We start from the raw sequence: 25,895 nt of genomic DNA, 5'->3' as shown, positions 1-25,895 counted from the left end.
CGGCGTATGTCTTGCGTCATTTTGTCGTCATTAGCGGCACGAGGTGCCGCTAATGGAGCTATTATCAGGCGTCCGGGCGGGTTAGCGGCATACGATGCCGCTAACCCGCGATACGCTTCATCTTTGCCTCTCTGCGCGGCTGTCAGACCGGCAAAACCTCCAATTCGTCCGCGGAACGCAAGTCACTTGAGAACCGCCCGCTAGCTCCGCATCGCAGCGCAAGCATACAGGCGCTCTGACAGCCGTCGCCGCGTTACGCCGCAGCGCGCGCAGCGGAAGGCGGGCGGTGCCGAACGCCGTCGGAAAACGCTTTATTTTCTGTAATATAATTGTAATCTATTTCACACCATTCTTTAACATTGTCGGACTATAATAATAGTCGACCCCCTTTTTTATATGATATATACCTTTGAACCTGCGACCTCGCGTTGCAGGTTATTTTCTTTTTCGGGGAAACGACCGTAACGCTCAGCGCGCTGCCACGCCGGTTTCTTGACTTTAGAGGACTTGGACGGTAGAATTTATAAATCAGCTTATCGACTGTGGTCGGTAAGCGGCCATATCCATCGATTCGATGACGGGACCAAGTAATCCGGATTCGCGTACCCAGAGAGAGGCGCCCTGGCTGCAAGCGCCTTGACGACGGACGGACGAAAGAACCTCCCCGAGAACGGCCGGTGAACGGCCGGGCGGCGACGCCCGGGCATCAATAGCCGGCGCGCGCGCGACGGGCGTTAACCGTCAGAGCGGAACCGCGGCGAGAAAGGCTGGCGGCGGTTTCCGGAATGTGGGTGGTACCGCGTGAGCATGCAAATCTCTCGCCCCTAACGAACGTTGGCCCGTTCGCTAGGGCGGGAGATTATTTTTTTGCCGACAGGAGGAGCTATCATGGGCTTTCAGAAGCCGCCGGGAACACAGGATTTGCTGCCCGGAGCGGTTGAGAAGTGGCAGGTCGTCGAGGCCAAGGCGCGCGACATTTGCCGCAGATTCAATTTTCGGGAAATCCGGACGCCGATCTTCGAGTCGACCGACCTGTTTCAGCGCGGCGTCGGGGAGACGACGGATATCGTCGAGAAGGAAATGTACACGTTCATCGACCGCGGCGACCGCAGCGTCACGCTGCGGCCGGAAGGCACCGCGGGCGCGGTAAGGGCGTATATCGAGAACAAGCTGTACGGGGAGCCGGACGTGACGAAGCTGTATTACATCGGGCCGATGTTCCGGTACGAGCGCCAGCAGGCGGGCCGTTACCGGCAGTTTCACCAGTTCGGGGTGGAGGCGCTGGGCGCCGTCGATCCCGCGTTGGATGCCGAGGTAATCGCGCTGGGATTTACATTCTATAAGGAAGTCGGCCTGAACGGGGTCAGGGTGGAGATCAACTCGGTCGGCACGCCCGCAATCCGCGCCGCGTTCAGGGAGCGGCTGCTCGCCTTCCTGGAGCCGAAGCGCGAGCTGCTTTGCAAGGACTGCCGGTCCCGGATGGACCGCAATCCGCTGCGGGTGCTCGATTGCAAGGTCGACCAGCCGCATTTTGAAGGGGCGCCGTCGATTCTGGACAGCCTCGATGACGAATGCCGCACGCATTTTGAAGCGCTCCAGGGCTACCTTGCCGCGATGGACATTCCGTTCGCGATCAATCCGAAGCTGGTGCGCGGCCTGGATTATTACACGCACACCGCCTTCGAATACAAAGCGGCTGGCATCGGCGCGATCGACACGATCGGCGGCGGGGGACGCTACAACGGGCTTGTGGAAAGCATCGGCGGACCCGATCAGCCGGGCGTCGGTCTCGGTCTGGGACTTGAGCGCACGGTGATGCTGCTCGACAATCAGGAAGCCGATTGGGGAGACCTGAACCGCGTCGACGTTTATCTTGTCGGCTTGGGCGAAGCGGCGGAGCGGGAGACGGTAAAGCTGCTGCATCGGCTGCGCAATCGCGGCATAGCCGCCGAGCGCGATTATTCGGGCCGGAAGATGAAGGCCCAGATGAAGTCGGCCGACCGCCTGCGGGCAAGGTATACGGCGATTCTCGGCGACGACGAGCTGGCGAGGGGCGAGATTACGCTCAAGGATATGTCAAACGGCGAGCAGCGGCAGGTTGCGCTGTCCGGGCTCGCGGATGAAATATTAGGAGCACCGCAACGATAACGAAAGAGAGACGAAAGGAAGGACTACAATCATGATGTTGAAAACACACCAATGCGGCAAGCTGACGAAAGCGGATGTCGGAAGGACCGTCACACTGAACGGCTGGGTGCAGCGCAGACGCGATCTCGGCGGCGTTCTGTTTATCGATTTGCGCGACCGGACCGGGATCGTGCAAATCGTCTTCAACCCCGACTTCTCGGGCGAAGCGCTGCAGGTGGCCGACCGCGCCCGAAGCGAGTATGTGCTGGCCGTGCGGGGCGAGGTCGTCCTGCGCGATCCGGAGACGGTGAACCCGAACCTGGATACCGGCGAGATCGAAGTGCGCATAAAGGAAATCGAAATCATGAATGCGGCCAAGACGCCTCCGTTCCCGATTGAGGACGGGGTGGAGGTGGACGAGTCGCTGCGCTTGAAATACCGTTACCTGGACCTGCGCCGTCCGGAGATGCAGCGCACCCTGGTGCTCCGCTCCAAGGCCGCCAAAGTATTCCGCGACTTTCTTGACGGCGAGGGCTTCGTAGAGGTCGAGACGCCGATCCTGACGAAAAGCACGCCGGAGGGCGCGCGCGATTACCTCGTGCCGAGCCGCGTGCATCCGGAGGAGTTTTTCGCGCTGCCGCAATCGCCGCAAATTTTCAAGCAGCTGCTGATGGTGGGCGGCCTCGAGCGGTATTACCAGATCGCCCGCTGCTTCCGCGACGAGGATCTGCGCGCGGACCGGCAGCCGGAGTTCACCCAGGTGGACATCGAGACGTCGTTCCTGTCCCAGGATCAGCTGCTGGAGCTGATGGAATCGCTCGTCAAGCGCCTGTTCAGCGAGACGGTCGGCGCCGACATCCCGACTCCGTTCCAGCGCATTACGTATGCCGACGCGATGAACAAGTACGGCTCGGACAAGCCGGACCTGCGCTTCGGCCTGGAGATGGAGGACATCACCGACATCGTCGCGGCCAGCGACGTGAAGGTGTTCGCCACGGTTGCGGGCTCGGGCGGCGTCGTCAAGGCGCTCAACGCCAAAGGCTGCGCCGGCTGGAGCCGCAAGGAGCTTGACGACCTGCAGCCGTTCGCGGCCCGCTACGGCGGCAAGGGACTGGCATGGGTCACCGTGAAGGAAGGCGAATGGCGCGGCCCGATCGTCAAGTTTTTCAAGCCGGAGGAGATCGCCGCATTGACCGAACGGCTGGCCGTCGAGGAAGGCGACCTGCTGCTGTTTTCCGCCGACAAGAAGAAGGTCGTCGCCGACGTGCTCGGCAACCTGCGCCTGAAGGTCGGCCGCGAGCTCGGCCTGATCGACGAGTCGGCGTTCAAATTCGCCTGGGTCGTCGACTTCCCGCTGCTCGGCTGGGACGAGGAAGCGAAGCGCTACGTGGCCGAGCATCATCCGTTCACCCGTCCGAACGAGGAGGATGTGCACCTGTTCGACTCCGATCCCGGCGCGATTCGGGCGCAGGCTTACGATCTCGTGCTGAACGGCTACGAGGTCGGCGGCGGATCGATGCGGATCTACCGGCGCGACGTGCAGGAGAAAATGTTCCGGGCGCTCGGCTTCTCGTCCGAGGAAGCGCGCGAGAAATTCGGCTTCCTGCTGGACGCATTCGAGTACGGAACGCCGCCGCACGGCGGCATCGCCTTCGGCTTCGACCGGCTGGTGATGCTGCTGACCGGGCGCACCAACCTGCGCGAGACGATCGCATTTCCGAAGACGGCGAACGCCACCGACCTGCTCACCGATGCGCCGTCGCCCGTTGAGCGTTCGCAGCTGGAGCAGCTGCATATCCGCACCGTGCCGAAGCCGGCCTCCAAGCCGGCCGCGCCGAGCGGAGCGCAGGCGTAACACGGCGTAAAGGCACAGTAACGGGTTGGCCGCCGCCCACGCATAACCCTGAAACGGAAGGAGCGGATGAATATGCTGCATCAATTTTCCCGCACGGAGCTTGCGATCGGCCCGGAAGGGCTGGGCGTGATGAAACGGAGCACGGTGGCCGTGCTCGGTATCGGCGGCGTCGGCTCGATCGCGGCCGATGCGCTGGCGCGCACCGGAATCGGGCGCATCTTGCTGATCGATAAAGACGTTGTGGACATCACGAACGTGAACCGCCAGGTCATCGCGCTGACGACGACGGTCGGCCAGCCGAAGGCCGACCTGATGCGCGAACGGATCAAGCTGATCAATCCGGATTGCGACGTCGTGTCCCTGCGCATGTTCTACACGGAGGAGACGTACGAGAAGCTGTTCGAATATGAGCTGGATTACGTTATCGACGCGTCGGACACGATCAGCTACAAGGTCCATCTGATCAAGCAATGCCTGAAGCGGCGCATTCCGGTCATCTCCAGCATGGGCGCCGCCAACAAAATGGACCCTACGAAGTTCGTCGTCGCCGATATTTCCAAGACGCATACCGATCCGCTCGCCCGCGTCGTCCGCACGAAGCTGCGCAAGGACGGCATCCGCAGCGGCGTGAAGGTTGTGTTCTCCACCGAGGCTCCGATGAAGCCGCGCGAGGATGTCACGCAGCGCATCGTGCCGGAGAACGCGCCGGAAATCCGCAAGGCGCAGCAGCCGCCCGCAAGCAACGCGTTCGTTCCGCCGGTGGCGGGACTTATTATGGTAAGCGTCGTTGTGCGCGACCTGCTCGCCGGGGGAGGCGTCAAGGCGTGAAGAAGCGCCGTTCAAAAAGCTGCGGCTGCAGCCGGGCATGCAAGCGCCCGTCCTGAACGCGCCGGCCGGGACAACGGCTGCCCGGTTGTTGTGATGCCATCGCCGGAAGGGAAAGCCGCAGGCATTGCCCGGTTCATGCAACCGGACAATGCCTGCGGCTTCTTTTTGCATGCGATATGCTTGCACCAGGCATGTCCGCGGTTCGGGCGCTTGCTGCGTCCGCCGACGGAAACTGGCGAACATGTGTACGAATATGGTATGATCGGGAGAAGCCCGCTTCATTTTTCGGGAGGGAAAATGCCGTTGCATCCAGACAGGACGGCATGCATGCCGGAACAGGAGTGAACGATCGGATGGACTTATTCAGCTATCGGGAAGCGGAGGAGCCGCGTGCCCGGCTGCTCGCCGACCGGATGCGTCCGGAGGCGCTTGACGACTATATCGGACAAGAGCATATCGTAGGCCCGGGCAAGCTGCTGCGAAGGGCGATCGAGGGGGACCGGGTGTCGTCGATTCTCCTCTATGGGCCGCCCGGCTGCGGCAAAACGACGCTCGCGCATATTATATCGAAAAGAACCGAGGGCGATTTCGTTCGTTTGAACGCGGTTGACGCGTCGGTCAAGGATGTCAGGGAGGTCATCGAGCAGGCCAAATCGGCAAAGTCCTTATACGGCCGCAAGACGATTTTGTTCCTCGACGAGGTGCACCGTTTCAACACCTCGCGCCAGGACGCCCTGCTGCCCGCGGTCGAGCAGGGGATCATCATTTTCATCGGGGCGACGACCGAAAATCCGTTTCACCATGTGAACGGGGCGCTTTTGTCGCGGTCGACGCTGTTTCAATTGGAGCCGTTGACCGGCGAGCATTCGCTCGAGGCGATGCGCCGCGCGCTTCAAGACAAGGAGCGGGGACTCGGCTTTATGGATCTGCACGCCGATGAGGACGCGCTGCGCCATATCGCAAACATGGCGAACGGTGATATCCGCCGGGCGCTCAACGCGCTTGAGCTTGCCGCCGTGACGACGCCTTCGCAGCCGGACGGCTCCGTGCGTATTACGCTGGCCGTCGCGGAGGAATCGATCCGCAAGCCGACCGTGCGCGCCGATATGTCCACACAATACGACGTGCTGTCCGCCTTTCACAAAAGTGTGCGGGGATCGAGCGATGCGGCGCTGTTCTGGTTTCTATATGCGGTGGAGAAGCTCGGCATGGACCCGATGACCTTCCTTCGCCGGCTGATTGTGGCATGCAGCGAGGATATCGGTCTGGCCAATCCGCAGGCGATGGTGCAGGCGGTAACGGCGATGGACGCTTATCACAAGATCGGCTGGCCGGAAGCGAAGTACAATATTGCCCAGGCGATTCTGTTCGCGGTTGAAAGCCCCAAATCGAATGCCGCCGCCGAGGCGATCGGCCGCATTATGGACGCGATCGGGGCGAGCGGGACGATGGAGGTGCCTCTGCATTTGCGCGATGCGCATTATAGCGGCGCGGCCAAGCTTGGGCACGAGGGCTATAAATATCCGCACGATTATCCCGGCCATTTCATTGAGCAGCAGTATTTGCCGGATAAGCTCGACGGGCGGCATTTTTACGAGGCGACGGAGCAAGGGATGGAAGAGAAAATCAGGGTCAACCAGGCGAACCGCCGGCGCAAGCGCCGAAAGTGACCCGATGACGCCTCAACGCCGAGCGATTCGGGTAAAAAGGTTTGAGCGACGCAGTAAAAGGTTCATAAAGGTCAACCCCTGCCGAATAAAGATCATTAGAGCCCGAAAACGGAGGTTTACGAGCGATAGTGCGATCGACTAAGCTTAAGAGTGAGATTATAAACTTTATTTATAATTTGAATGTATTCATAACCTAAAGGAGGTGCACCTGTCGCCGTATTGCCGCCCGGCGGAAGACGGAGACAGGGAATCGTTGAACGACAGTGACCCGTTACCCTTAATGTTGAATCTGGTCTTGATTTTGTTGTTGGTACTGGCGAACGGCTTTTTTGTAGCCGCGGAATTCGCGATGGTTCAGGTCCGCGGGGGACGCATTGGCACACTGCTTCAGGAGGGCCACAAGGGCGCCAGGTTGGCCGAGCGTCTGACCACCAATCTGGATGCTTATCTATCCGCGTGCCGGCTCGGCATTACGCTTGCTTCGCTCGGTCTCGGCTGGCTCGGCGCGCCCGCGTTTGCGAGGATGATCGAGCCGGGGCTGACGGGAACGGGTATGGGAAACGAAGCCTCTGCGTACGCCGTGGCAATTGCGGTCGCCTTTTTCCTGGTGGCGTTCCTCCACTTTGTGATCGGGGAATTGGCTCCCAAGACGGTCGCCATCCGCAAGTCGGAGCGCATTGCCCTGCTTACCGCCGCTCCGCTCATCGCCTTTTACAAAATCATGTATCCGTTCATCTGGTTTTTTAACGGCACGGCCAATCGGCTGCTGAAGCTGTTCGGCGTCGCACCGGCTTCCGGGAACGAGTCCGCCCATACCGAGGAAGAGATCCGGATTCTGATGAAGGAAAGCCATAAAAGCGGGCTGATCGACAACACCGAGCTGACGCTGGTGGACAACATATTCGATTTTGCGGACACCACGGCCCGTGAAATCATGATCCCCCGCACGGAAATGAACTGCCTGTATACGAATCTGCCGTTCGACGAGAACCGCCAAATCGCGCTGCGGGAAATGCATACGCGCTATCCGGTTTGCGACAGTGATAAAGATAATATTATCGGATTTGTTCATATCAAGGATCTGTTGAAGATTAGCCCGCAGGGGCTCAGCAATATCCGGCAGATCACCCGTCCGATCACCACGGTGCCGGAATCGATGCAAATCAGCATGCTGCTCAAGCTGCTGCAGAAGAAAAAGACGCAAATCGCGATTCTTATCGACGAGTACGGCGGCACGAGCGGCATGGTGACGCTGGAGGATATCATGGAGGAGATCGTCGGTGAAATCCAGGACGAATTCGACGAGGAGCGCGCGGACATCGAGCGCAAGGACGAACACACTTACTCCATCAACGGACTGATGCTGATCGAGGAAGTGAACAGCTTTTTCGGCCTGGAGATCGACACTGACGATTACGACACGATCGGGGGCTACGTGTACTCCCAGATCGAGATTCCGCCCAAGCGCGGCCAAGGCTTCTATCATAAGGACACGCACGAATTCGTGATCGAGGAGACGGACAATCTCCGGATTTCCCGCATTACGGTTCGCGTGCGCCGGCAGCTGCCGGAGGACGACGACCCGCTGCTTCAGGAAGAAACCGGTTAACCATACAAAAAAGCAGTCCCCCGATGCCGATCGACGGCGTGGGGAGGACTGCTTTTTTGCGTATGGCACCGCCCGGGCCATACGGACGCAGGCATTTGGCTTATGCTAACGGCACGGCGTGCCGCTTGCTTTGCATTTTCTCATCCCCGCACTCGGTTAGCGGCAAAGTATGCCGTTAGCTTGGCGGTGTTCCCACGTTGCGGGCGATTTCGTGCCGGTTAACGGCATGCCGTGCCGTTAGCACAGTGATTTCTTGGCTTTTCACCCGGTTAGCGGCATCGTATGCCGCAAGCGGTCAGGCCGCCGGCCGGTTGACGAGGCCGGTGAACGAAATGGCGGGCCAAAACGGAAACACCGCCGGAAATCCGTCCCGGCGGTGTTCTGCAGTTCTTATACGGAGGCTCCGGCGGCGAAGGACGCCGGGTCGACCTTGCGGACGGCTTCGATCGTGCCGCCGCCCAGGCATACGTCGCCGTCGTAAAAAACGACCGCCTGGCCCGGCGTGACCGCTTTCTGCGGACCGTCGAAAACGACGTCGGCCGCGGTTCCGCCGTCCCGCAGCGTGACAGTCACCGCCTGGTCCGGCTGGCGGTAGCGGAATTTGGCCGTGCACCGAACCGGAACGTCCGGCACGGCAGGCGAAATCCAATTGACGCCGGAGGCCGTCAAGCCTTCGGAATACAGCACGGGATGAGCCTCTCCTTGCACGACCAGCAGCTCGTTGCGCGTCAAGTCCTTATCGGCGACGAACCACGGCTCGCCGGAACCCGAGCCGCCGATGCCGAGGCCTTGCCGCTGGCCCAGCGTGTAATACATCAGCCCGTCGTGCCGGCCCTTCACTTCGCCGGTCCGGACATCGATCATGCTGCCCGGCTGCGCCGGCAAATAATGGCTCAGAAACTGTTTGAAGTTGCGTTCCCCGATAAAGCAGACGCCGGTGCTGTCTTTTTTCCTGGCCGTCGCAAGGCCGGCCTCGGCCGCGATGCGCCGCACCTCCGACTTCGGCAGATCGCCGATCGGGAACATCGCCTTGGCGAGCTGGTCCTGGGACAGGGCGTGCAGGAAATACGTCTGGTCCTTGTTGGCATCGACGCCGCGGAGCAGGCGCGTTTCGCCGTCGCCGGCGCGCTCGACGCGCGCATAATGGCCGGTCGCCAGGTAGTCCGCGCCCAGGTCCGTCGCTTTTTTCAGGAAATCGCCGAATTTGATCTCGCGGTTGCACATGACGTCCGGGTTCGGCGTCCTTCCGCGCCTGTATTCGTCGAGGAAATAGGTAAATACTTTATCGAAATACTGCCGCTCGAAATTGACCGTATAATAAGGGATACCGATTTGCGCGCATACGCGGCGGACATCCTCTGCGTCCTCCTCGGCCGTGCAATGGCCGAATTCGTCCGTGTCGTCCCAGTTTTTCATGAAAATGCCGATGACGTCATATCCCTGCCGCTTCAGCAGCAGCGCCGTCACCGAGGAGTCCACGCCGCCGGACATGCCGACGACGACCCGGACCGAGCCGTTCGATCCGTTCGATCCGCTCATACTACCACCACCCGCTTAAACTTCTGTATACGCCCCCGTACAGAACATATTGCCCAAGTGCGTATCTTGTTTATTGTAACACGGACCGCCGACTTTTTCACGGGCGGGCGCGCTCGCTCACCCTGCCGTTCATTCTCTGCCGTTCGTCCCGACTGACATGATGGAAGTTTTTTCGCCAAGCCGTCAAACCTTTTTGTCCCAAACGGCAAACGATATGTTAACATAGATGTGTTATGGGAATACAATGATTTAGACACACGGCTTGGGGAGAGGTGCCACGATGAAAATTTCGACCAAGGGCCGTTACGGCTTGACGATCATGATGGAGCTGGCCGTTAAATACGGGGAAGGCCCGCTGTCGCTGAAAAGCATCGCCGAACGGAACCAGCTTTCGGAGCACTATCTGGAGCAGCTTGTCGCACCGCTGAGGAACGCGGGGCTCGTCAAAAGCGTCCGCGGCGCGTACGGCGGCTACATCCTCTCGAAGGAACCCGAATCGATCACTTCCGGCGATATTATCCGCATATTGGAAGGCCCGATCTCGCCCGTCGATTTTACCGAGGAGGACGATCCTGCCAAACGGGATTTGTGGCTGCGCATCCGCGACAGTATCGCGGGCGTACTCGATTCGACGACTTTGGCCGACCTGATCGCCTATAAAGAAGAGCGCGAAGTAGACAGCTACATGTTCTATATTTGAGGGAAAAGCCTATGACACCTATCTATCTGGATCATGCCGCTACCACGCCGCTTCATCCGCTGGCAGCCGAAGCGATGCTGGCGGTCATGCGGGGCGGCCCGGGAAACGCTTCAAGCGTACACGCCTTCGGCCGCGCGGCGAAAGAGCGGCTCAGCGCCGCCCGCGACGGCATCGCGGAGCGGATCGGCTGCAAGCCGTCGGAGCTCGTGTTCACTTCGGGCGGAACCGAGAGCGACAACGGCGCGATTATCGGCGCCGCGCGCGCGATGGCCCGCAAGGGTAAACGGCATATCATCACATCGGCCGTCGAGCATCACGCGGTTCTGCATACGGTTGCCGCATTGGCGAAGGAAGGCTTCTCCGTGACGGTGCTGCCTGTTGACGAGACAGGGGCCGTCGAGGCTGCCTCGGTCGAAGCGGCGCTGACGCCCGAGACCGCGCTGGTCAGCATAATGTGGGGCAACAATGAGGTCGGCACGCTTCAGCCGGTTGAAGCGATCGGCGAGATGGCCCGCAGCCGCGGCGCCCTTTATCACGTCGACGCCGTGCAGGCGCTCGGTTCCCTGCCGATCGATCTCGCGCGGCTGCCGGTCGACCTCATGAGCTTCTCCGCGCACAAAATTTACGGCCCGCAAGGCGTCGGCGCGCTGTACGTCGCGGCGGGGACCCCGTTCGAGCCGTATGCGCACGGCGGCTCCCAGGAGCGCAAGCGCCGCGCGGGCACGGAGAACGTCGCCGGGATAACCGGCTTCGCCAAGGCCGTCGAGCTCGCAACGGCGGACCTCGAACGCCGAACGGCTGCGGTCCGCGGGCTCCGCGACCGGTTCGAGGCGTTGCTGATCGAGCGGCTTGGCGAGCGGGGGGCCGTGATTAACGGCGACCCTGCGAACCGGCTCCCGCACATTACGAACATCAGCCTCATCGGCGCCGATACGGAAACGGTGCTGATGCGGCTCGACCTTGAAGGGATAGCCGCCGCAAGCGGCTCCGCCTGCACGTCGGGCGCCCTCGAGAGGTCCCATGTGCTGCAGGCGATGGGGCTTTCGGAAGCACGTCTGGCCTCGGCGGTAAGATTCAGCTTCGGTTTGGGGAATACTTCGGAGGAAATCGACACGGCGGCGCAAAAAGTTGCAACCGTCGCGGAACGAATCCGTAGTAATGCCTAGGAGGCTTTTCCGGCATGTACAAGCTGCAGAACTTGATCGGTCTCCCCGTTATCGACGCCCGCACCGGCCGGTCGGCCGGCAATGTGCTCGACGTGTGGTTTGACGACCGTTGGTCGCTCGCGGGCATTGTCCTGAAGGCGAGAAGATGGTGGCTGACCACCTTCTACGAAGCCGTTCGTTGGGAGCATGTGCAAGCCTGCGGCAGGGACGTCGTCCTGATCAGCGGCAAGAAAGCGGTTTGCCGGCTCAAGTCGGCGGAGATCGGCAGGGCTTTTCACACCGGTACGATCCGGATGAAGGATTTGCCCGTCGTTACGGAAGAAGGCCGTCAACTCGGCCGCGTCTCCGATGTTTATTTTCAGGAAAAATCGGGTACACCAATACTAGGTTTTGAATTAACGGATGGTTTTGTCTCGGATCTGCTGGAAGGGCGCAAATGGCTCAAAGCCCCCGGCGATCCCGTTCAAGTGACGCTCGGGGATGACGCGATTGTCGTCCCGGCCCGCTGTGAAGAAGAACTGGAGAAAATCGTCACGGAAACGGGAAGATAGGGAGAAATGGATCATGATGAGATGCCCCAACTGCAACTCGAAAGATATCGGAAAAATCGGCTCGCACCAATTTTACTGCTGGGGCTGTTTCATTGAACTGACCGTCAACGGGGACAAAATGTCCGTTTTCCAAGTGGAGGAAGACGGCACGCTCAGCTCCCTGGACGATCTATTTTTCGAGGAGCAGCCAATCGCACAGTTGCACGCGAACTGAAGCAAGGATGGAAGAAAGGCAGTCGGCGACGGCTGTCTTTTGTGCTTTTGCGCGTGTTCCCTGGACCCCAGACAAGCAGTGGGAATAAGCTTCCGGGCTGCGCGTCAGTTTTTGGGGAAAATTTGGGGAGTACTTTGTCCGCCCGGTACATATAATGTACAGGAAGATGCTGCGGATGGGCCAGGCATCGGATCGGACAAGGGGGTGGAGCCGTTATGGAAAAATGGACGAACAGCCGGCTGTTCACCGGCCTCGTCTATTCGATACTTGCGCTGCTCGCGCTCTTTTTGCTGCTTCAATTGAAGCCGGTCATCGCGAACGTGTACGATTTTCTGAAAACGGTGCTGGCTCCTTTTCTGATTGCCATGATCATCTCCTACGTATTGAACCCGATCGTCACGATGCTGGCGGCCCGCAGGATGCCCCGGTCGGTGGCCGTGCTGCTCATTTACGCGGTGTTTGCATCGGCCGTCACGGTCGTGCTGATGAACGTCATCCCGATGTTCGTCCTGCAGATGGCGGAGCTGAACGCCCATGCGCCGGAGCTGACGATGCGCGCGCAGAGCTTCATGAACGATTTGAACAACAGCTCGTTTCTGCCGGAGAGCATCCGCAAGGGGCTGACCCACTCGTTATATGAAGCGGAAAAAAAGCTGTACGACGCCGCGTTCGCGTTCGTCAACAACATTGGGGCGATGCTGAACGTCGTGTTCGTCGCGTTCATTATTCCTTTTCTCGCCTTCTACATCCTGAAAGATTTCGACGCGTTCGAGCGGGCCGTCATCGCTTACGTGCCCCGTGCGCATCGGCAAAGCACCGTCCGACTGTTCAAGGACATCGACGAGGCGCTCGGCAATTATATCCGCGGGCAATTTATCGTGTGCGTGCTGGTCGGGGTGCTGGCGTATATCGGCTACTGGGCGATCGGGCTTCCGTATCCGCTGCTGCTGGCCGGGATCGTGGGCATCACGAACGTGATCCCTTATCTCGGCCCGTTCATCGGCGCCGCGCCCGCGCTCGTCGTGGCGTCCACCGTGTCGGTGAAAATGATGCTGCTCGTCGCGGCCGTCAATATGGCCTGCCAAATCATCGAGGGCAATATCATCTCGCCCCAGGTGGTGGGACGGACGCTGCACATGCATCCGCTGACGATCATTTTCGTCCTGCTGGTGGGCGGGCAGTTGGCCGGGCTTGTCGGCATGATACTGGCGGTGCCGATTTTCGCGGCGGTGAAGGTCGTTTTGCAGCATCTGTTTGCCTACTGGATCAGGCGCAAGACGATTTGACAGAGCCGCGCGATGCCGATATACTTTGAAGGAAGAGCGTCTGAAAGCATATACTTGAACAAAGCGTTGAAGAGACAGGAGTAGGCCGCAGCCCGCCGACAGAGAAGGAATTCCCCCCGAGCGCCGCAAGCCGTTCCGCAAGGATCGGGCGCAGCCGGGGAGGCTGGAAGAATTCCGAGGCGCCGGAACGGCTGAACGCTGGTTTCGGAGCGCGGATTGACATCCGCCGGGTGGGCCCGTTAACGTCCGACGAGGCGACCGGACCGCTTATGGGCCGGTAACCAGGGTGGTACCGCGAATTTAATTCGTCCCTGCAAATATGCACGGGCGTTTTTTTCATTTTTCACGACAATCGGAGGAGTAGAACGTTATGAAAGCTAGTGAAATCCGTTCCAAATGGCTGGCGTTTTTCGAGAGCAAAGGCCACAAGATTGAGCCGAGCGCCTCGCTCGTGCCGCACAACGATCCGTCCCTGCTGTGGATCAACGCCGGCATGGCGCCGCTCAAGGCGTACTTCGACGGGCGCGTGAAGCCGGACAATCCGCGGATCGCCAACTCGCAGAAATGCATCCGCACGAACGACATCGAGAACGTCGGCAAAACGCGCCGGCACCACACGTTTTTTGAAATGCTGGGCAATTTCTCGATCGGGGACTATTTCAAGGAGGAGGCCATCACCTGGGCGTGGGAGTTTCTGACCGGCCCGCAGTGGATCGGCTTCGATCCGAACCGTCTGTCCGTGACCATTCACCCCGAGGACGAGGAAGCGTTCGAGTACTGGAACAAGAAAATCGGGCTGCCCGCCGAGCGGATCTACAGGCTGGAGGAGAATTTCTGGGATATCGGCGAGGGCCCTTGCGGACCTTGTACGGAAATTTTCTATGACCGCGGAGACAAATACGGCGACCTGTCGGATCCGGAATGCTGGCCGGGCGGCGAGAACGAGCGGTTCCTCGAAGTATGGAATCTCGTGTTCTCGCAATACAATCATAATAAGGACGGCAGCTACACGCCGCTGCCGAACAAAAATATCGATACGGGGGCGGGGCTCGAGCGTTTTGCTTCGATCCTTCAGGATGTCGACTCCAACTTCGACACCGACCTGTTCACGCCGATCATCGACCGGACCTGTGAAATTGCCGGCGTGCGCTATCATGACGACGAGGAGTCGGATGTCGCGCTCAAGGTGATTGCGGATCACATCCGCACCGTGGCGTTCTCGGTCGCCGACGGCGTCCTGCCGTCCAACGAAGGCCGCGGCTACGTCATCCGGCGTCTGCTCCGGCGCGCCGTCCGCTACGGCAAGAAGCTCGGCGTGGACAAGCCGTTCCTGTACGGCCTGACGCCGGTCGTCGGCGACGTCATGGGCGGCTATTATCCCGAAGTGGCGGAGAAGCGCGAGTTCATCGAGCGCGTCATCCGCACGGAAGAGGAGCGTTTCCACGAAACGCTTACGGACGGGCTTGGCATCCTGGCTGCGCTCGTCGAAGACGCGCGCAAGGAAGGCCGTATCGAGATCGGCGGGGAAGATACGTTCAGGCTGTACGACACGTACGGATTCCCGTTCGATCTGACGGAGGATTATGCGGCCGAGCACGGCCTGACTGTGGATCGCGCCGGGTTCGACGCGGCGATGGAAGCGCAGCGGGAACGCGCGCGCGCGGCGCGGCAGGACGGCGGCAGCATGAAGACGCAGGGCGGCCCGCTCGGCGAATATACCGCGCCGAGCGAATTCGTCGGGTATGCCGAGCTGACCGCGCAAGCCAAAGTGGCGGCGATTTTCATGAACGACGAAGCGGTCGACCTCGCCGGAGAAGGCAGCGAATGCCTCGTCATTCTCGACCGGACGCCTTTCTACGCCGAGAGCGGCGGACAGGTCAGCGACCACGGCACGCTGGCGGGCAAATCCGTGCGCGCCGAGGTGACCGATGTGACGAAAGCGCCGCACGGCCAGCATGTGCATCTGGTCGCCGTCGTCTCCGGCACGCTGCGCGTGGGCGAGACGGTTGAGGCATCCGTCTCCCGCACGATGCGCGAGGATATTGTCAAAAATCATACGGCTACTCATCTTCTGCACAAAGCGCTGAAGGAAGTGCTGGGCGGCCACGTCAACCAGGCGGGCTCGCTCGTCGAGCCGGAGCGCCTTCGCTTCGACTTCTCGCATTTCGGCAGCATTACGGCCGAGGAGCTGACCGACATCGAGCGCCGGGTGAACGAGCGGATCTGGCTCGGCACGCCGCTTAAGATCGAGTGGAAAGCTCTTTCGGAGGCGAAAGCGATGGGCGCGATGGCGCTGTTCGGCGAGAAGTACGGCGACACGGTGCGCGTCGTACAGGTCGGCGACTACAGCCTCGAGCTCTGCGGAGGCTGCCACGTCGCCAACACCGCGCAGATCGGCCTGTTCAAGCTGGTCGGCGAGAGCGGAATCGGCTCCGGCGTGCGCCGCATCGAAGCGCTGACGGGACGCCACGCTTACGCCTACATGGACGGGCAGCTTGAGCTGCTGAAGCAGGCGGCCGGCGCGTTGAAATCGAACGTGGCCGACGTGCCGAAGCGGATTGACGCCTTGTTCGCGCAGGTGAAGGAGCTGTCTCGCGAGAACGAATCGCTCCAGGCGAAGCTGGGCCGCATCGAGGCAGGTTCGCTTGAGGCGAAAGCGAAGACGCAGGGCGGCGTGACGGTGCTGGCGTCTGCGGTGGCCGCCGGCGGCATGGAGGCGCTGCGCGGCATCGCCGACGAGCTGAAGGTGAAGCTCGACAGCGCGGTTATCGCGCTCGGCGCGGTGGACGGCGACAAGGTGAACCTGGTCGTCAGCGTTTCGCCGGATCTGGTGCAGAAGGGCCTCCATGCCGGCAAGCTGATCAAGGAAGCGGCCGCGGTGTGCGGCGGAGGCGGCGGAGGCCGCCCGGATATGGCGCAAGCCGGAGGCAAAGATCCGTCGAAGCTTGAAGAAGCGCTTCGAATGGTCGAGGAACTGGTTCTTTCGCAAGCAAATGTGATATGATGGAAATATGAATTTTTGCTTGACCCCGAAAGGTAGGTGCCGGTGATGAGTTCCATGGACAAGACGATGAAGTTCGATGTCAAGGCGGACGAAATGGAGACGTCATCCCAAGACATTTTGCTGACGGTGTACGACGCGCTGGTCGATAAGGAATACAATCCGATCAACCAGATCGTCGGCTATCTGCTGTCGGGCGATCCGGCTTACATCCCGCGCCACAACAACGCGAGAAGCCTGATCCGCAAAAAGGAAAGGGATGAACTGATCGAGGAGCTTGTTCGTTCCTATCTGAGCCAGCACAGAAGGTAAGCAAACCGAAACGGAAAAGAGGGCGGCCGGCCAATGCGATTGATGGGATTGGATTACGGCGACCGCCGGATCGGCGTTGCCGTAAGCGACCCGTTCGGATGGACGGCTCAGGGCGTCGGCGTCGTCGAGAAAAGGCGCGACGGCGGGGAACTGGATGCCATCGCCGGTTTGGCTCGCGAACACGAGGTTGGGGAAATTGTCGTCGGTCTTCCGAGGAACATGAACGGAACGATCGGGCCGCGTGGCGAAATTTGCATCGCATTTGCGCAGAACTTGCGCGAGAAACTAAACTTACCTGTTCACCTGTGGGATGAACGGCTGACCACCGTATCCGCGGAGCGCACGCTGCTCGAGGCGGACATCAGCCGTAAGAAGAGGAAGCAAGTGGTGGACAAAATGGCGGCGACGCTCATTTTGCAAAATTATCTCGACTCTAAAACGAAAAGGTGAGGGTAACGATGACAAAGGACGACATGCAGTTTGAAGAACCGGAAATTATTTATATTCCGGACGAGGACGGGAACGAGGAAGAGTTCGAGGTCATCATGAAATTCGAGGTCGACGGTTCCGACCAGAAATACATGATGGTCGTTCCTGTGAATGCCGACGACGACGGCGAAGAGGAAACCGACGAGGTGTACGCTTTCCGCTATGAGGAAGACGGCGACGATTTGAAGCTCTTCACCATTGACGACGAGGAAGAGTGGAACATGGTGGAAGAGACGTTCAATACACTTCTGGGCGAGATGGAGGACAGCGACTGACGCTGTCTTCTTAAGCGGGAGGAGCGCTGATCGATATGACCGGAAAGTGGGAACCCCAGCCGCTTGACCGGCTCCGGGAAGCCTACGGCATCGACGTGGAGCTTCTTGCGGATGACGGCGAGGCGGAATCGTTCCGCATTCTTGCGGAATACCGGCTGAACGATGCGGTATACGCGGCTTTGCAAACGGCGATGATGCGCAAGGAAGACGAGGTCGCCTTCTTCCGCGTGCTGGACGGGGGGGACGGCCGCCTCGAGCTGGAGTCCATTGAGGACGAGGATGAATGGGAAACGGCCGCGGAAGGCTACGATGCGCTGCTCTTCGAGAGCGGCGGCCACCGGTAAGCGGTCGATTTATAGGAAGCGGCTTAAGGGGCGGGGGCGGGTTATCCCGTCCCTTAAGGCTGTTCAGACGTTAAAGAGAGGGTTGTATTCGATGCCGGATGGAATGCAGGCGGACGGACAAGCGTTAACCGGGGCCGGGGGGCCGCCAAGCTCAAAAAGCCGAATGACATTGCGGCTAATCCTGACGCTGCTGGCGCTTGTTCTAGCCGCGTCCGCCGCCGTCGCCCTGTTTGTGTGGAACGGGCTTCGTCCCGCGCCCGATGGGGACACGGTGGGCGTCGAGGTTCCGCGGGGCTCGTCGCCGTTCGCGGTTGCGGACCTGCTGGAGGAGAAAGGCGTCATCCGCAACGCATTCATTTTTAAATATTATTTGCGCTACCGCAATGAAGGGGCCGGCTTTCAGGCAGGCCAATACGAGATGAAGCCGGGGATGACGCATGACGAGATCATCGCCAAGCTGAATGCCGGCGACACGGTCAAGGCCGAAACGATCCGCTTCACGATACCCGAAGGGTTCACGCTGCTGCAGATCGCGGACAAGCTGCAGGCCGAATCGCTGATCGACAAAGACAAGTTTCTTAAGCTTGCCGACAATCCGGACGCCTACCGGTGGGAAGGCATTATGGGAGGCATTCCGGAGAACGCGAATATCCGGCACCGCATGGAAGGCTATTTGTTTCCGGAAACGTACGAGATGGACAAGGAAAGCACGGAAGAGGACATTCTGGCCCGGATGCTGGCCGAGCTCGACAACAAGCTGTCACAGCTGCCCGAAGGCTGGGAAGGCCGCCTGAACGAGCTGGGCCTGACGTTCCATGAAATGATGACGGTCGCGTCGCTGGTCGAGCGCGAGGTCGTCGTCGCCGAGGAGCGTCCGCTCGTCGCCGGCGTCATTTACAACCGGATCAAGGAAAAAATGCCGCTTCAGATTGACGCCACCGTGCAGTATGCGCTGGACAAGCCGAAGGAACGGCTCTACGAGAAAGACCTGCAGGTGGAGAGCCCGTATAACACGTATCAAATTCCCGGCTTGCCGCCCGGACCGATCGCCAACCCGAGCTTGAGCTCCATCAAGGCGGCGCTTTATCCGGAGCAAACCGATTACTTCTATTACGTTACGAAGAAGGACGGCACTCAGACGCATCTGTTCGCGCGAACCTATGAGGAGCATTTGAAAAACATCAGGAAAAGCAACCAAACCGCGGAAAAGGGAGGTTATGCAGGTGGCGGCAACTAAACGGACGGAGCTGCTCACCACGGCCGCTTCGATGGAGGAGCTGCGGTGGCTCGCCGAAGCGGGCGCGGACGCTTTTGTCGTCGGGGAATCCCGCTACGCGGTGCGTATGGCCGGCGAGTTCGACCTCGCGACGATCCGCTCGGCCGTGGCATTCGCGAAGCCGCGCGGCGTGCGCATTTACGCGGCCGTGAACAATCTGATCGACAACGCCTTGCTGCCGGGGCTGCCGGCCTATCTGCGCGCGCTGGAGGCGGCCGGCGTCGACGCCGTCGTGTTCGGCGATCCGGCCGTTCTGACGGCGGCGAGAAGCGAGGCGCCGAGCCTGGGGCTGCATTGGAATGCGGAGATGACCTCCACGAACTACGCGACCGCCAATTATTGGGGGCGCAGAGGCGCGACGCGGGTCGTGCTCGCCCGGGAGCTGAACATGGATCAGGTGCTCGAATTCAAAGCGAATACGGAGCTGGAGGTGCAGGTTCAGGTACACGGCATGACGAACATTTATCATTCCAAGCGCAGCCTTATTCACAGCTATGCCGAACACCAGGAACGGTCGGGCAAGCCGGCGGAGCTGAAGGAGCAAGCGGGCGGGCGCGGCATGGAGAGCGGGCTGTACCTGATCGAGATCGAGCGGCCGGATGAGCGTTATCCGATCTATGAGGATGAGAACGGCACGCACATGATGAGCTCGGACGACATTTGCATGCTGGAAAGCCTGCATGAGCTGCTCGAGCCGGGCGTCGATTCCGTGAAAATCGAAGGACTGCTGAAGCCGGCTGCCTACAACGCGGCGGTCGTACGCGCATACCGCCGCGTCATGGATGCGTATTACGCCGACCCGGCGGGCTACCGCTTCCGCGACGAGTGGCTGGATCCGATCCGCGAGCTGCAGGATCCGCACCGCGAGCTGTCATTCGGATTTTTTTACAAAGAGCAAGTGTATTGAACCTGTGTTAAACTTAAAGGTACGAAGGAGGTGACCGCATGGCCACTTTAACGAAGCCGAAGCTGCAAGGCAAGCGGCACCGGCTTGCGAAACCGGAGCTGCTGGCTCCGGCGGGAAGCCTGGAAAAGCTGAAGTTCGCCGTCCATTACGGCGCGGACGCGGTTTATATCGGAGGGCAGAAATACGGTCTCCGTTCCAACGCGGACAATTTCAGCATCGAGGAAATGAAGGAAGGCGTCGAATTCGCGAACCGCTACGGCGCGAAGGTGTTCGTCGCCACCAATATATACGCCCACAATGAGGACATTGAAGGGCTTGAAGAGTATTTGCGCTCGCTCGAGGAGGCGGGCATCGCGGCGATTATCGCGGCCGATCCCGCGGTCATCGAGACCGCCCAGCGCGCGGCGCCTGGCCTTGAGGTTCACCTGAGCACCCAGCAGTCGACGCTGAACTGGCAGGCGGTCAAGTTCTGGAAGGACGAAGGGCTGCCGCGCGTCGTGCTGGCGCGCGAGACGAGTCTGGAGGAAATCGCCGAGATCAAGGCGCATGTGGATATCGAGATCGAAGCGTTCGTGCACGGGGCGATGTGTTCGTCGTTCTCCGGGCGCTGCGTATTGTCGAACCATTTCACGGACCGCGATTCGAACCGCGGCGGCTGCTGCCAGTCCTGCCGCTGGAAATACGACCTGTTCGTGGATGAGGATGCTCCGGCATACGCGCCGGAGGACGACAAGTTCACGATGGGCTCCAAGGACCTGTGTATGATCGAGCATTTGCCCGAGCTGATCGAAGTCGGCGTCGACAGCTTCAAGATCGAAGGCCGGATGAAGAGTCTGCATTACGTGGCGACGGTAGTCGGCGTATACCGCCAGGCGATCGACGCTTATTTCGCCGATCCGGAGGGCTACGAGCTGAAGCCTGAGTGGCTCGAGGAAATCCGCAAGGCGGCAAACCGGCCGCTCAACACCGGCTTTTTCTTCGATACGCCGGGCGCGGAGGATCACATTTACGAGCCGGAGGACAAGGCGGCTCCTTATGATTTCGCGGGCGTGGTTATGGGCTATGACGAGGCGACCGGCATCGCGACGATCCAACAGCGCAACCATTTCAAGCCCGGGCAGGAGGTTGAATTCGTCGGCCCCCGCGGCACGTTTTTCAAACAAACCGTCGGCGAATTGACGGATGAGGCGGGCCTGGCGCTGGATGCCGCGCGCCACCCGCTGCAGCTGATCCGGATGCGGACCGCGCAGCCGGTGCAGCCGATGGATATGATGCGGAAACGGATACGCAAATAACGGCTGTCAGCCGATTGCCATGCAGGAAGGGCTTCCCCGCGGGAAGCCCTCTTTAGGCTGAAATCCAGGCAAAAAAATACTCTTTCTCCCTCATACATAACCCGGAAACTGCCGATATATAGAAGGTTGGTGGGAAAAACGTCGCAAGCTTAAAGCAGGACCATGAAGGATATGGGAGAAGTTTGTCGAATATTGGGGTATTCCAGTCTTTTGGCGCGTCTCGGCGAACGGGAGAGCCCCTTTCTGCCACCTCAGTCTGCTTTACCTAACAATGAATCCGGGCGGTGTATATCACATGAAATGGATGGACAAGTTTAAAACCGGCAAAGGCGAATCGAACATGAAAACGCAATCAACATGGAACGGCGTGAAAAAAGCGCTGCAAGCGTCAACTGAGGGATTGAAGGATGCGGGCAAAGGTGTCGGCAAGACGAGACTCACCCGTTCGGTCGGCCTGAAGCTGTTCCTGATCATTTTCAGCAGCATCGTGGCCTGCGTGCTGGCGGTCGGCCTATACTCCTATTCCGTATCCAAAGATATCATCAAGAAAAAGGTATCCCAGGCCAGCCAGGAAACGATCGCGCAAACGGCCAGCAAGCTTGATTTGATGTATGCGAATTATGAGGCCTTGACCATGCAGCTGCTTGTCGACAACAACCTGCAGTCTTTGTCGTTGGAGCTGTCGCGCGGCGGCTTGGATGATTTTGAGGAATTCCAGAGTCTGGAATCCATTGATAATGTGTTCCAAACCTTCCTGCTAAGCAACAGCCGTACCGTTTACGGCGGCGCGATGATTCCGTTGGCCGACTATCTGAAGCCTATTACCTCGGGGAACAGCCAGTTGGATGTGGCCGCGGCCATGGAAACGGATTGGTACAAAAAGGCTATCGAATCCAAAGAGCGCCCGTATTGGATTCCGACGCAGCCTGCGGGATTGAACGGAAAACAGGCAAAGCCTACGTTCGGCCTGACCCGGCTCATCAAGTCGATCAACACGGGCGAGCCTTTGTATCTGTTGGTGCTGGAGTTCGATTACCGTAATCTGTCGGAACAACTGGGCGACATTTCGCTCGGCACAGACAGCGACCTATATATCGTGGGCGCGGACGGCGCTATCCTATACGCCGAGGATCAATCGGAAATCGGAGGGAAATTGGATCTCACTTCGGCCGATAAGCCGTCAGGCTCGTTTACCGGCTTGCATAAAGGCATGCATTCGCTCGGCGTCTACCAGCAATTCGATGAGCTGGACTGGAGGCTTATCGGTATGATTCCGGTAGATTCGCTGGTGGAGGACGCCAAAGAGATTCGGAACCTGACGTGGATTGCCGCGATTGTTGCCGGCTTGCTCGCAGTCGGGATCGGGTTGCTCGTTATCCGGATGATCGCCGTGCCGCTTGGACAGCTGCGCAATTTGATGAACGAGGGCGAGAAAGGCAACCTGTCCATCCGCTCCTCCATTAATAAGCAGGATGAGATCGGGCAGTTGGCCCAAAGCTTTAATCAAATGATGACCCAGATCACCTCGCTGGTCGATCAGACGAACCGGTCGGCGCAGGAGGTGCTGCAAACGGCAAGCGATCTGTCGGAAGCATCCAAAAAGACGGCCGTCTCGGCCAAGGAAATCGCCGTCGCCACGGAGGAAATCGCAAACGGGGCGACGAGCCTGGCGGTGGAAGCCGAGAAAGGCAGCGGCTTGACGGACGATATGGGTGTGCGTATGGCGAACGTCAACGAAGCCGGCGGACTGATGGCCGCTTCCGCGACCGAGGTCGAGAAAGCAAGTGAACAGGGCACCCGCTATATGGCGGCGCTTATCGAGAAAACCGGCATGACCGAGGATATGACGCGCAGCATGGTCGAGAAGGTAGACAAGCTGAAAGACAGCACCCGGTCGATCCGCAAAATTCTGGACGTGCTCAACAACCTGACCAAGCAGACGAACATCCTGTCCCTTAACGCGACGATTGAAGCCGCAAGAGCGGGGGCGGCCGGCAAAGGCTTTATGGTGGTCGCGGACGAAATCCGCAAGCTCGCCGATCAATCGAGACAGTCCATCGACGTCGTCGCCCAGATAACGGAGACGATTCAGCGCGAAATCGACGATACCGTCGGCGTACTGTCCGAAGCTTATCCGCTCTTCCGGGAGCAGATCGAGTCGGTTAAAGAGGCGAACCAGATTTTCCTGTCCGTGCAGACCCAGATGGGCAGTTTTGTCGGCCATCTGGATACCGTGACGGCATCGGTGGGCCAGCTCGGCGAGACGCAATCCGTACTATCGGAAGCGATGGGCAACGTGAGCGCCGTCGCGCAGCAAGCGTCCGCTACATCCGAGGAAGTGGCCTCGCTCAGCAATGAGCAGCTGAGCATAAGCGAAGGGCTCGTCGAGCTTTCCAACAAGCTGGAGACCGTGTCGACACAGCTGAAAGAAACGCTTTCGCGGTTCAGAACCAACGGTTAATTTGCCGCAATAATGCTTTGTTCTCCCCGGCCTGACTATTCAGGTTGGGTTTTTTTGTTTTCGGTATTCCTGTGCCTGCATCTGGAAAAACTGTAGAAAAGGCGCGCAAACGCGCAGAGACGCGGGCGCAGAGGCGCGGAGGGGGGGCGGTTGAGCGAATGACGGACAAACGGCGGATTTTCGTTCTGGCCGCGGCGTTCGCCGGGTTGGCTGCCGTATACCTGATGCGATTGTTTCTGCTCCAGGGCGGCGGCTTGCCGTCCGCGGAGAAGAACGGGCTTGTCGTCCAGGCGGTCAGGCAGCGGCAGGAAGGATTGGTGCTCGATACGGGACGGGGAGACTTTGTCGACCGGTACGGCGCGCCGATTACGGGCGGCGCGATTTACGGCGTCGCCGCTTTTCCGGCCGCATCAGGGGGCCGCGTCGATGCGGCCGCGGCAAGACGGCTCGCCGCCGCTATGGATGTCGAGTATGAGATGCTGGCCGATTGGCTGGCAGGGCTGAAGGAGCCGGACTGGTGGCGCGGAGCGGACGGCAACGGGCCGCCTGCGGCTTTTCCCGAAGCATTGGACAAAGCAATCCGCACGGCCGGCGTGCCCGGCGTTTATCTGCTTCCGTATCATATTCGTTACGCGGGGGACAAGACCGGCATACATGCGATCGGATTCATCGGCCAGCATCCGGAGCTGACGGCCAGACTGTATGCGCCGGAGTTGGCGCGAGGGGATCGAAGTCTCTCCGACACCGTAGGGGGAATCGGCCTTGAGCGTTCGCTTGACCGGCTTCTGCAGGGCGCCGGGCCTACGGTCGCTTACCGGTCCCGCTCGGCCGAAGCTGACACGCGGGGGATTCGTGCGGCTGACGAATTGAAGGTGAAGGCGCCGGACAATCCGTATTTTCCGCTTACCGTCGTCACGACGCTCGATCTTGGGCTGCAGCGCAAGCTGGAGGCTTATGCCGCGCGGAATGGCCTGAAGGAAGGCGCGATCGTCGTGCTCGACGCCCGCAATGCGGACATTGCGGCGATTGTATCGAGGCCGGAGCTCGACCCTTTCTCCATCAGCGAAGGGGCGGATGAAACCGTTAACCGGGCGCTGCGCGCCGCAGCGCCGGGCTCGGTGTTCAAGCTGGTTACGGAAGCCGCGGCGCTGGAGACGGGCAGGCTGCATCCGAAGGAGACGTTCCATTGTGAAGGCGAGTACGGCAAATACGGGCTGTCCTGCTGGCTGCCGGGAGGCCACGGCCGGCTGACGCTAATCGAGGCGCTGGCGCAGTCCTGCAACGTCGCGTTCGCTGAAATCGCGGAGCGGCTGACGGCGGACGAGCTGGACAGGACCGCGGACCGGCTCGGTCTCGGCCGGCGCGTCGGGTGGCAGGCGGCGAAGAGCGGAGAACCGCCCGGTCCGGTAGGAAGATTGCTTGAGGAAGAGGAGGCGGGCCGCATCTTCGCCCGTATCCCGCGCCGGCGTGACGGCGGATTGTTGGCGCAAACGGGGATCGGCCAGCGGGATGTGTCCGTGACGCCGCTGCAGGCCGCCAACCTGATGGTGACGCTGCTGCACGGCGGGGACGTGTCGGCCCCGCGAATCGTCAAGGAGATCCGTTACGCCGACGGCCGGTTGATGGCGCGGCTGCCAGCCCGACGCGCCCCTTCCCGTTTCGGAAGGGTCTCCCCCGCCACCGCAAGCGCGCTGCTTCAAGGGATGGAAGCGGTCGTATCGGCCGGCACCGGCAAGCCGCTTCAGCGCGCGCAGTGGAGGCTGGCGGGGAAATCGGGTACCGCGCAAGCCGTTGCCGTGAATGGCGCCCCTGTCAACCACCAATGGTTCGTCGGCTACGGCCCCGTCGAGTCGCCCCGCTACGCGGTGGCGGTTCTGGCCGGCAACAGGCCCGCGGGCAGCGCCAATCAGGCGACCGCGCTGTACCGCGGCGTTATGGATATCATTGCCGCGCACGAAAAAGCCTCCCGATCCGGATAATACGGATGGGA

21 protein-coding genes are annotated in these 25,895 nt (G+C 60.2%); 20 read left to right on the top strand and 1 reads right to left on the bottom strand.

What is annotated here, in order from left to right:
- Positions 1 to 888: 888 nt before the first annotated feature.
- The 5 genes from hisS (at position 889) to RWM61_RS00150 (ending at position 8,089) form a co-directional block, all read left to right on the top strand.
- A complete protein-coding gene (gene hisS / locus RWM61_RS00170; protein ID WP_313995954.1) occupies positions 889 to 2,148 on the top strand; it encodes a histidine--tRNA ligase in 1,260 nt (419 codons plus the stop codon).
- A 31-nt stretch (positions 2,149 to 2,179) separates the two neighbouring features.
- Positions 2,180 to 3,982, top strand: a complete 1,803-nt coding sequence (aspS, locus tag RWM61_RS00165) for an aspartate--tRNA ligase (RefSeq protein ID WP_313995951.1) — start codon at positions 2,180 to 2,182, stop codon at positions 3,980 to 3,982.
- A gap of 72 nt (positions 3,983 to 4,054) precedes the next feature.
- On the top strand, positions 4,055 to 4,810 hold the full coding sequence (locus tag RWM61_RS00160) for a tRNA threonylcarbamoyladenosine dehydratase (RefSeq protein ID WP_313995947.1): 756 nt from the start codon (positions 4,055 to 4,057) through the stop codon (positions 4,808 to 4,810).
- A 353-nt stretch (positions 4,811 to 5,163) separates the two neighbouring features.
- Positions 5,164 to 6,480, top strand: coding sequence for a replication-associated recombination protein A (locus RWM61_RS00155; RefSeq protein ID WP_313995944.1), 1,317 nt, complete (start codon positions 5,164 to 5,166; stop codon positions 6,478 to 6,480).
- Positions 6,481 to 6,760: 280 nt separating this feature from the next.
- Positions 6,761 to 8,089 carry a hemolysin family protein gene (locus tag RWM61_RS00150; RefSeq protein WP_313996366.1) on the top strand — a complete coding sequence of 443 codons (1,329 nt, stop codon included), beginning with the start codon at positions 6,761 to 6,763 and terminating at the stop codon, positions 8,087 to 8,089.
- 390 nt (positions 8,090 to 8,479) lie between these two features.
- Here the strand turns inward: RWM61_RS00150 and mnmA are convergent, their stop codons facing one another.
- Positions 8,480 to 9,628, bottom strand: a complete 1,149-nt coding sequence (gene mnmA / locus RWM61_RS00145; protein ID WP_313995941.1) for a tRNA 2-thiouridine(34) synthase MnmA — start codon at positions 9,626 to 9,628, stop codon at positions 8,480 to 8,482.
- Between the two features lie 280 nt (positions 9,629 to 9,908).
- Here mnmA and cymR point away from each other — a divergent pair, with 280 nt between their 5' ends.
- The 15 genes from cymR (at position 9,909) to RWM61_RS00070 (ending at position 25,884) form a co-directional block, all read left to right on the top strand.
- Entirely contained in the window at positions 9,909 to 10,328 is a 420-nt protein-coding gene (gene cymR / locus RWM61_RS00140) for a cysteine metabolism transcriptional regulator CymR (RefSeq protein ID WP_313995938.1), read from the top strand.
- Positions 10,329 to 10,339: 11 nt separating this feature from the next.
- Positions 10,340 to 11,494, top strand: coding sequence for a cysteine desulfurase family protein (locus tag RWM61_RS00135; RefSeq protein WP_313995935.1), 1,155 nt, complete (start codon positions 10,340 to 10,342; stop codon positions 11,492 to 11,494).
- Between the two features lie 14 nt (positions 11,495 to 11,508).
- A complete protein-coding gene (locus RWM61_RS00130) occupies positions 11,509 to 12,045 on the top strand; it encodes a PRC-barrel domain-containing protein (RefSeq protein WP_313995931.1) in 537 nt (178 codons plus the stop codon).
- Positions 12,046 to 12,058: 13 nt separating this feature from the next.
- On the top strand, positions 12,059 to 12,259 hold the full coding sequence (locus tag RWM61_RS00125) for a hypothetical protein (protein WP_313995928.1): 201 nt from the start codon (positions 12,059 to 12,061) through the stop codon (positions 12,257 to 12,259).
- Between the two features lie 215 nt (positions 12,260 to 12,474).
- The gene (locus RWM61_RS00120; RefSeq protein WP_313995926.1) at positions 12,475 to 13,545 is read left to right on the top strand and encodes an AI-2E family transporter; all 1,071 of its coding nucleotides are present in this window, start codon (positions 12,475 to 12,477) and stop codon (positions 13,543 to 13,545) included.
- 370 nt (positions 13,546 to 13,915) lie between these two features.
- Positions 13,916 to 16,549, top strand: coding sequence for an alanine--tRNA ligase (gene alaS / locus RWM61_RS00115; RefSeq protein WP_313995923.1), 2,634 nt, complete (start codon positions 13,916 to 13,918; stop codon positions 16,547 to 16,549).
- Positions 16,550 to 16,594: 45 nt separating this feature from the next.
- Positions 16,595 to 16,858 (top strand): IreB family regulatory phosphoprotein, encoded by a 264-nt coding sequence (locus RWM61_RS00110; RefSeq protein WP_313995920.1) that lies wholly within the window; start codon positions 16,595 to 16,597, stop codon positions 16,856 to 16,858.
- Between the two features lie 33 nt (positions 16,859 to 16,891).
- Positions 16,892 to 17,308 carry a Holliday junction resolvase RuvX gene (ruvX, locus tag RWM61_RS00105; RefSeq protein ID WP_313995917.1) on the top strand — a complete coding sequence of 139 codons (417 nt, stop codon included), beginning with the start codon at positions 16,892 to 16,894 and terminating at the stop codon, positions 17,306 to 17,308.
- A gap of 8 nt (positions 17,309 to 17,316) precedes the next feature.
- Positions 17,317 to 17,622 carry a DUF1292 domain-containing protein gene (locus RWM61_RS00100; protein ID WP_313995914.1) on the top strand — a complete coding sequence of 102 codons (306 nt, stop codon included), beginning with the start codon at positions 17,317 to 17,319 and terminating at the stop codon, positions 17,620 to 17,622.
- A 35-nt stretch (positions 17,623 to 17,657) separates the two neighbouring features.
- On the top strand, positions 17,658 to 17,966 hold the full coding sequence (locus RWM61_RS00095; RefSeq protein ID WP_313995911.1) for a DUF1292 domain-containing protein: 309 nt from the start codon (positions 17,658 to 17,660) through the stop codon (positions 17,964 to 17,966).
- Between the two features lie 91 nt (positions 17,967 to 18,057).
- The gene (gene mltG / locus RWM61_RS00090) at positions 18,058 to 19,203 is read left to right on the top strand and encodes an endolytic transglycosylase MltG (RefSeq protein ID WP_313995909.1); all 1,146 of its coding nucleotides are present in this window, start codon (positions 18,058 to 18,060) and stop codon (positions 19,201 to 19,203) included.
- 31 nt (positions 19,204 to 19,234) lie between these two features.
- Entirely contained in the window at positions 19,235 to 20,149 is a 915-nt protein-coding gene (locus RWM61_RS00085; protein ID WP_313996363.1) for a U32 family peptidase, read from the top strand.
- Positions 20,150 to 20,187: 38 nt separating this feature from the next.
- The gene (locus RWM61_RS00080; RefSeq protein ID WP_313995906.1) at positions 20,188 to 21,444 is read left to right on the top strand and encodes a U32 family peptidase; all 1,257 of its coding nucleotides are present in this window, start codon (positions 20,188 to 20,190) and stop codon (positions 21,442 to 21,444) included.
- Positions 21,445 to 21,739: 295 nt separating this feature from the next.
- A complete protein-coding gene (locus tag RWM61_RS00075) occupies positions 21,740 to 23,905 on the top strand; it encodes a methyl-accepting chemotaxis protein (protein ID WP_313995903.1) in 2,166 nt (721 codons plus the stop codon).
- Between the two features lie 158 nt (positions 23,906 to 24,063).
- On the top strand, positions 24,064 to 25,884 hold the full coding sequence (locus tag RWM61_RS00070; protein ID WP_313995900.1) for a penicillin-binding transpeptidase domain-containing protein: 1,821 nt from the start codon (positions 24,064 to 24,066) through the stop codon (positions 25,882 to 25,884).
- Positions 25,885 to 25,895: the final 11 nt, after the last annotated feature.

It is taken from the genome of uncultured Paenibacillus sp. (genome assembly GCF_963515335.1).
In the GTDB taxonomy this organism is placed as follows: domain Bacteria; phylum Bacillota; class Bacilli; order Paenibacillales; family Paenibacillaceae; genus Paenibacillus_I.
Note: the sequence above shows the minus strand (reverse complement) of the source record. Positions and strands in the feature narration are given on the sequence as shown.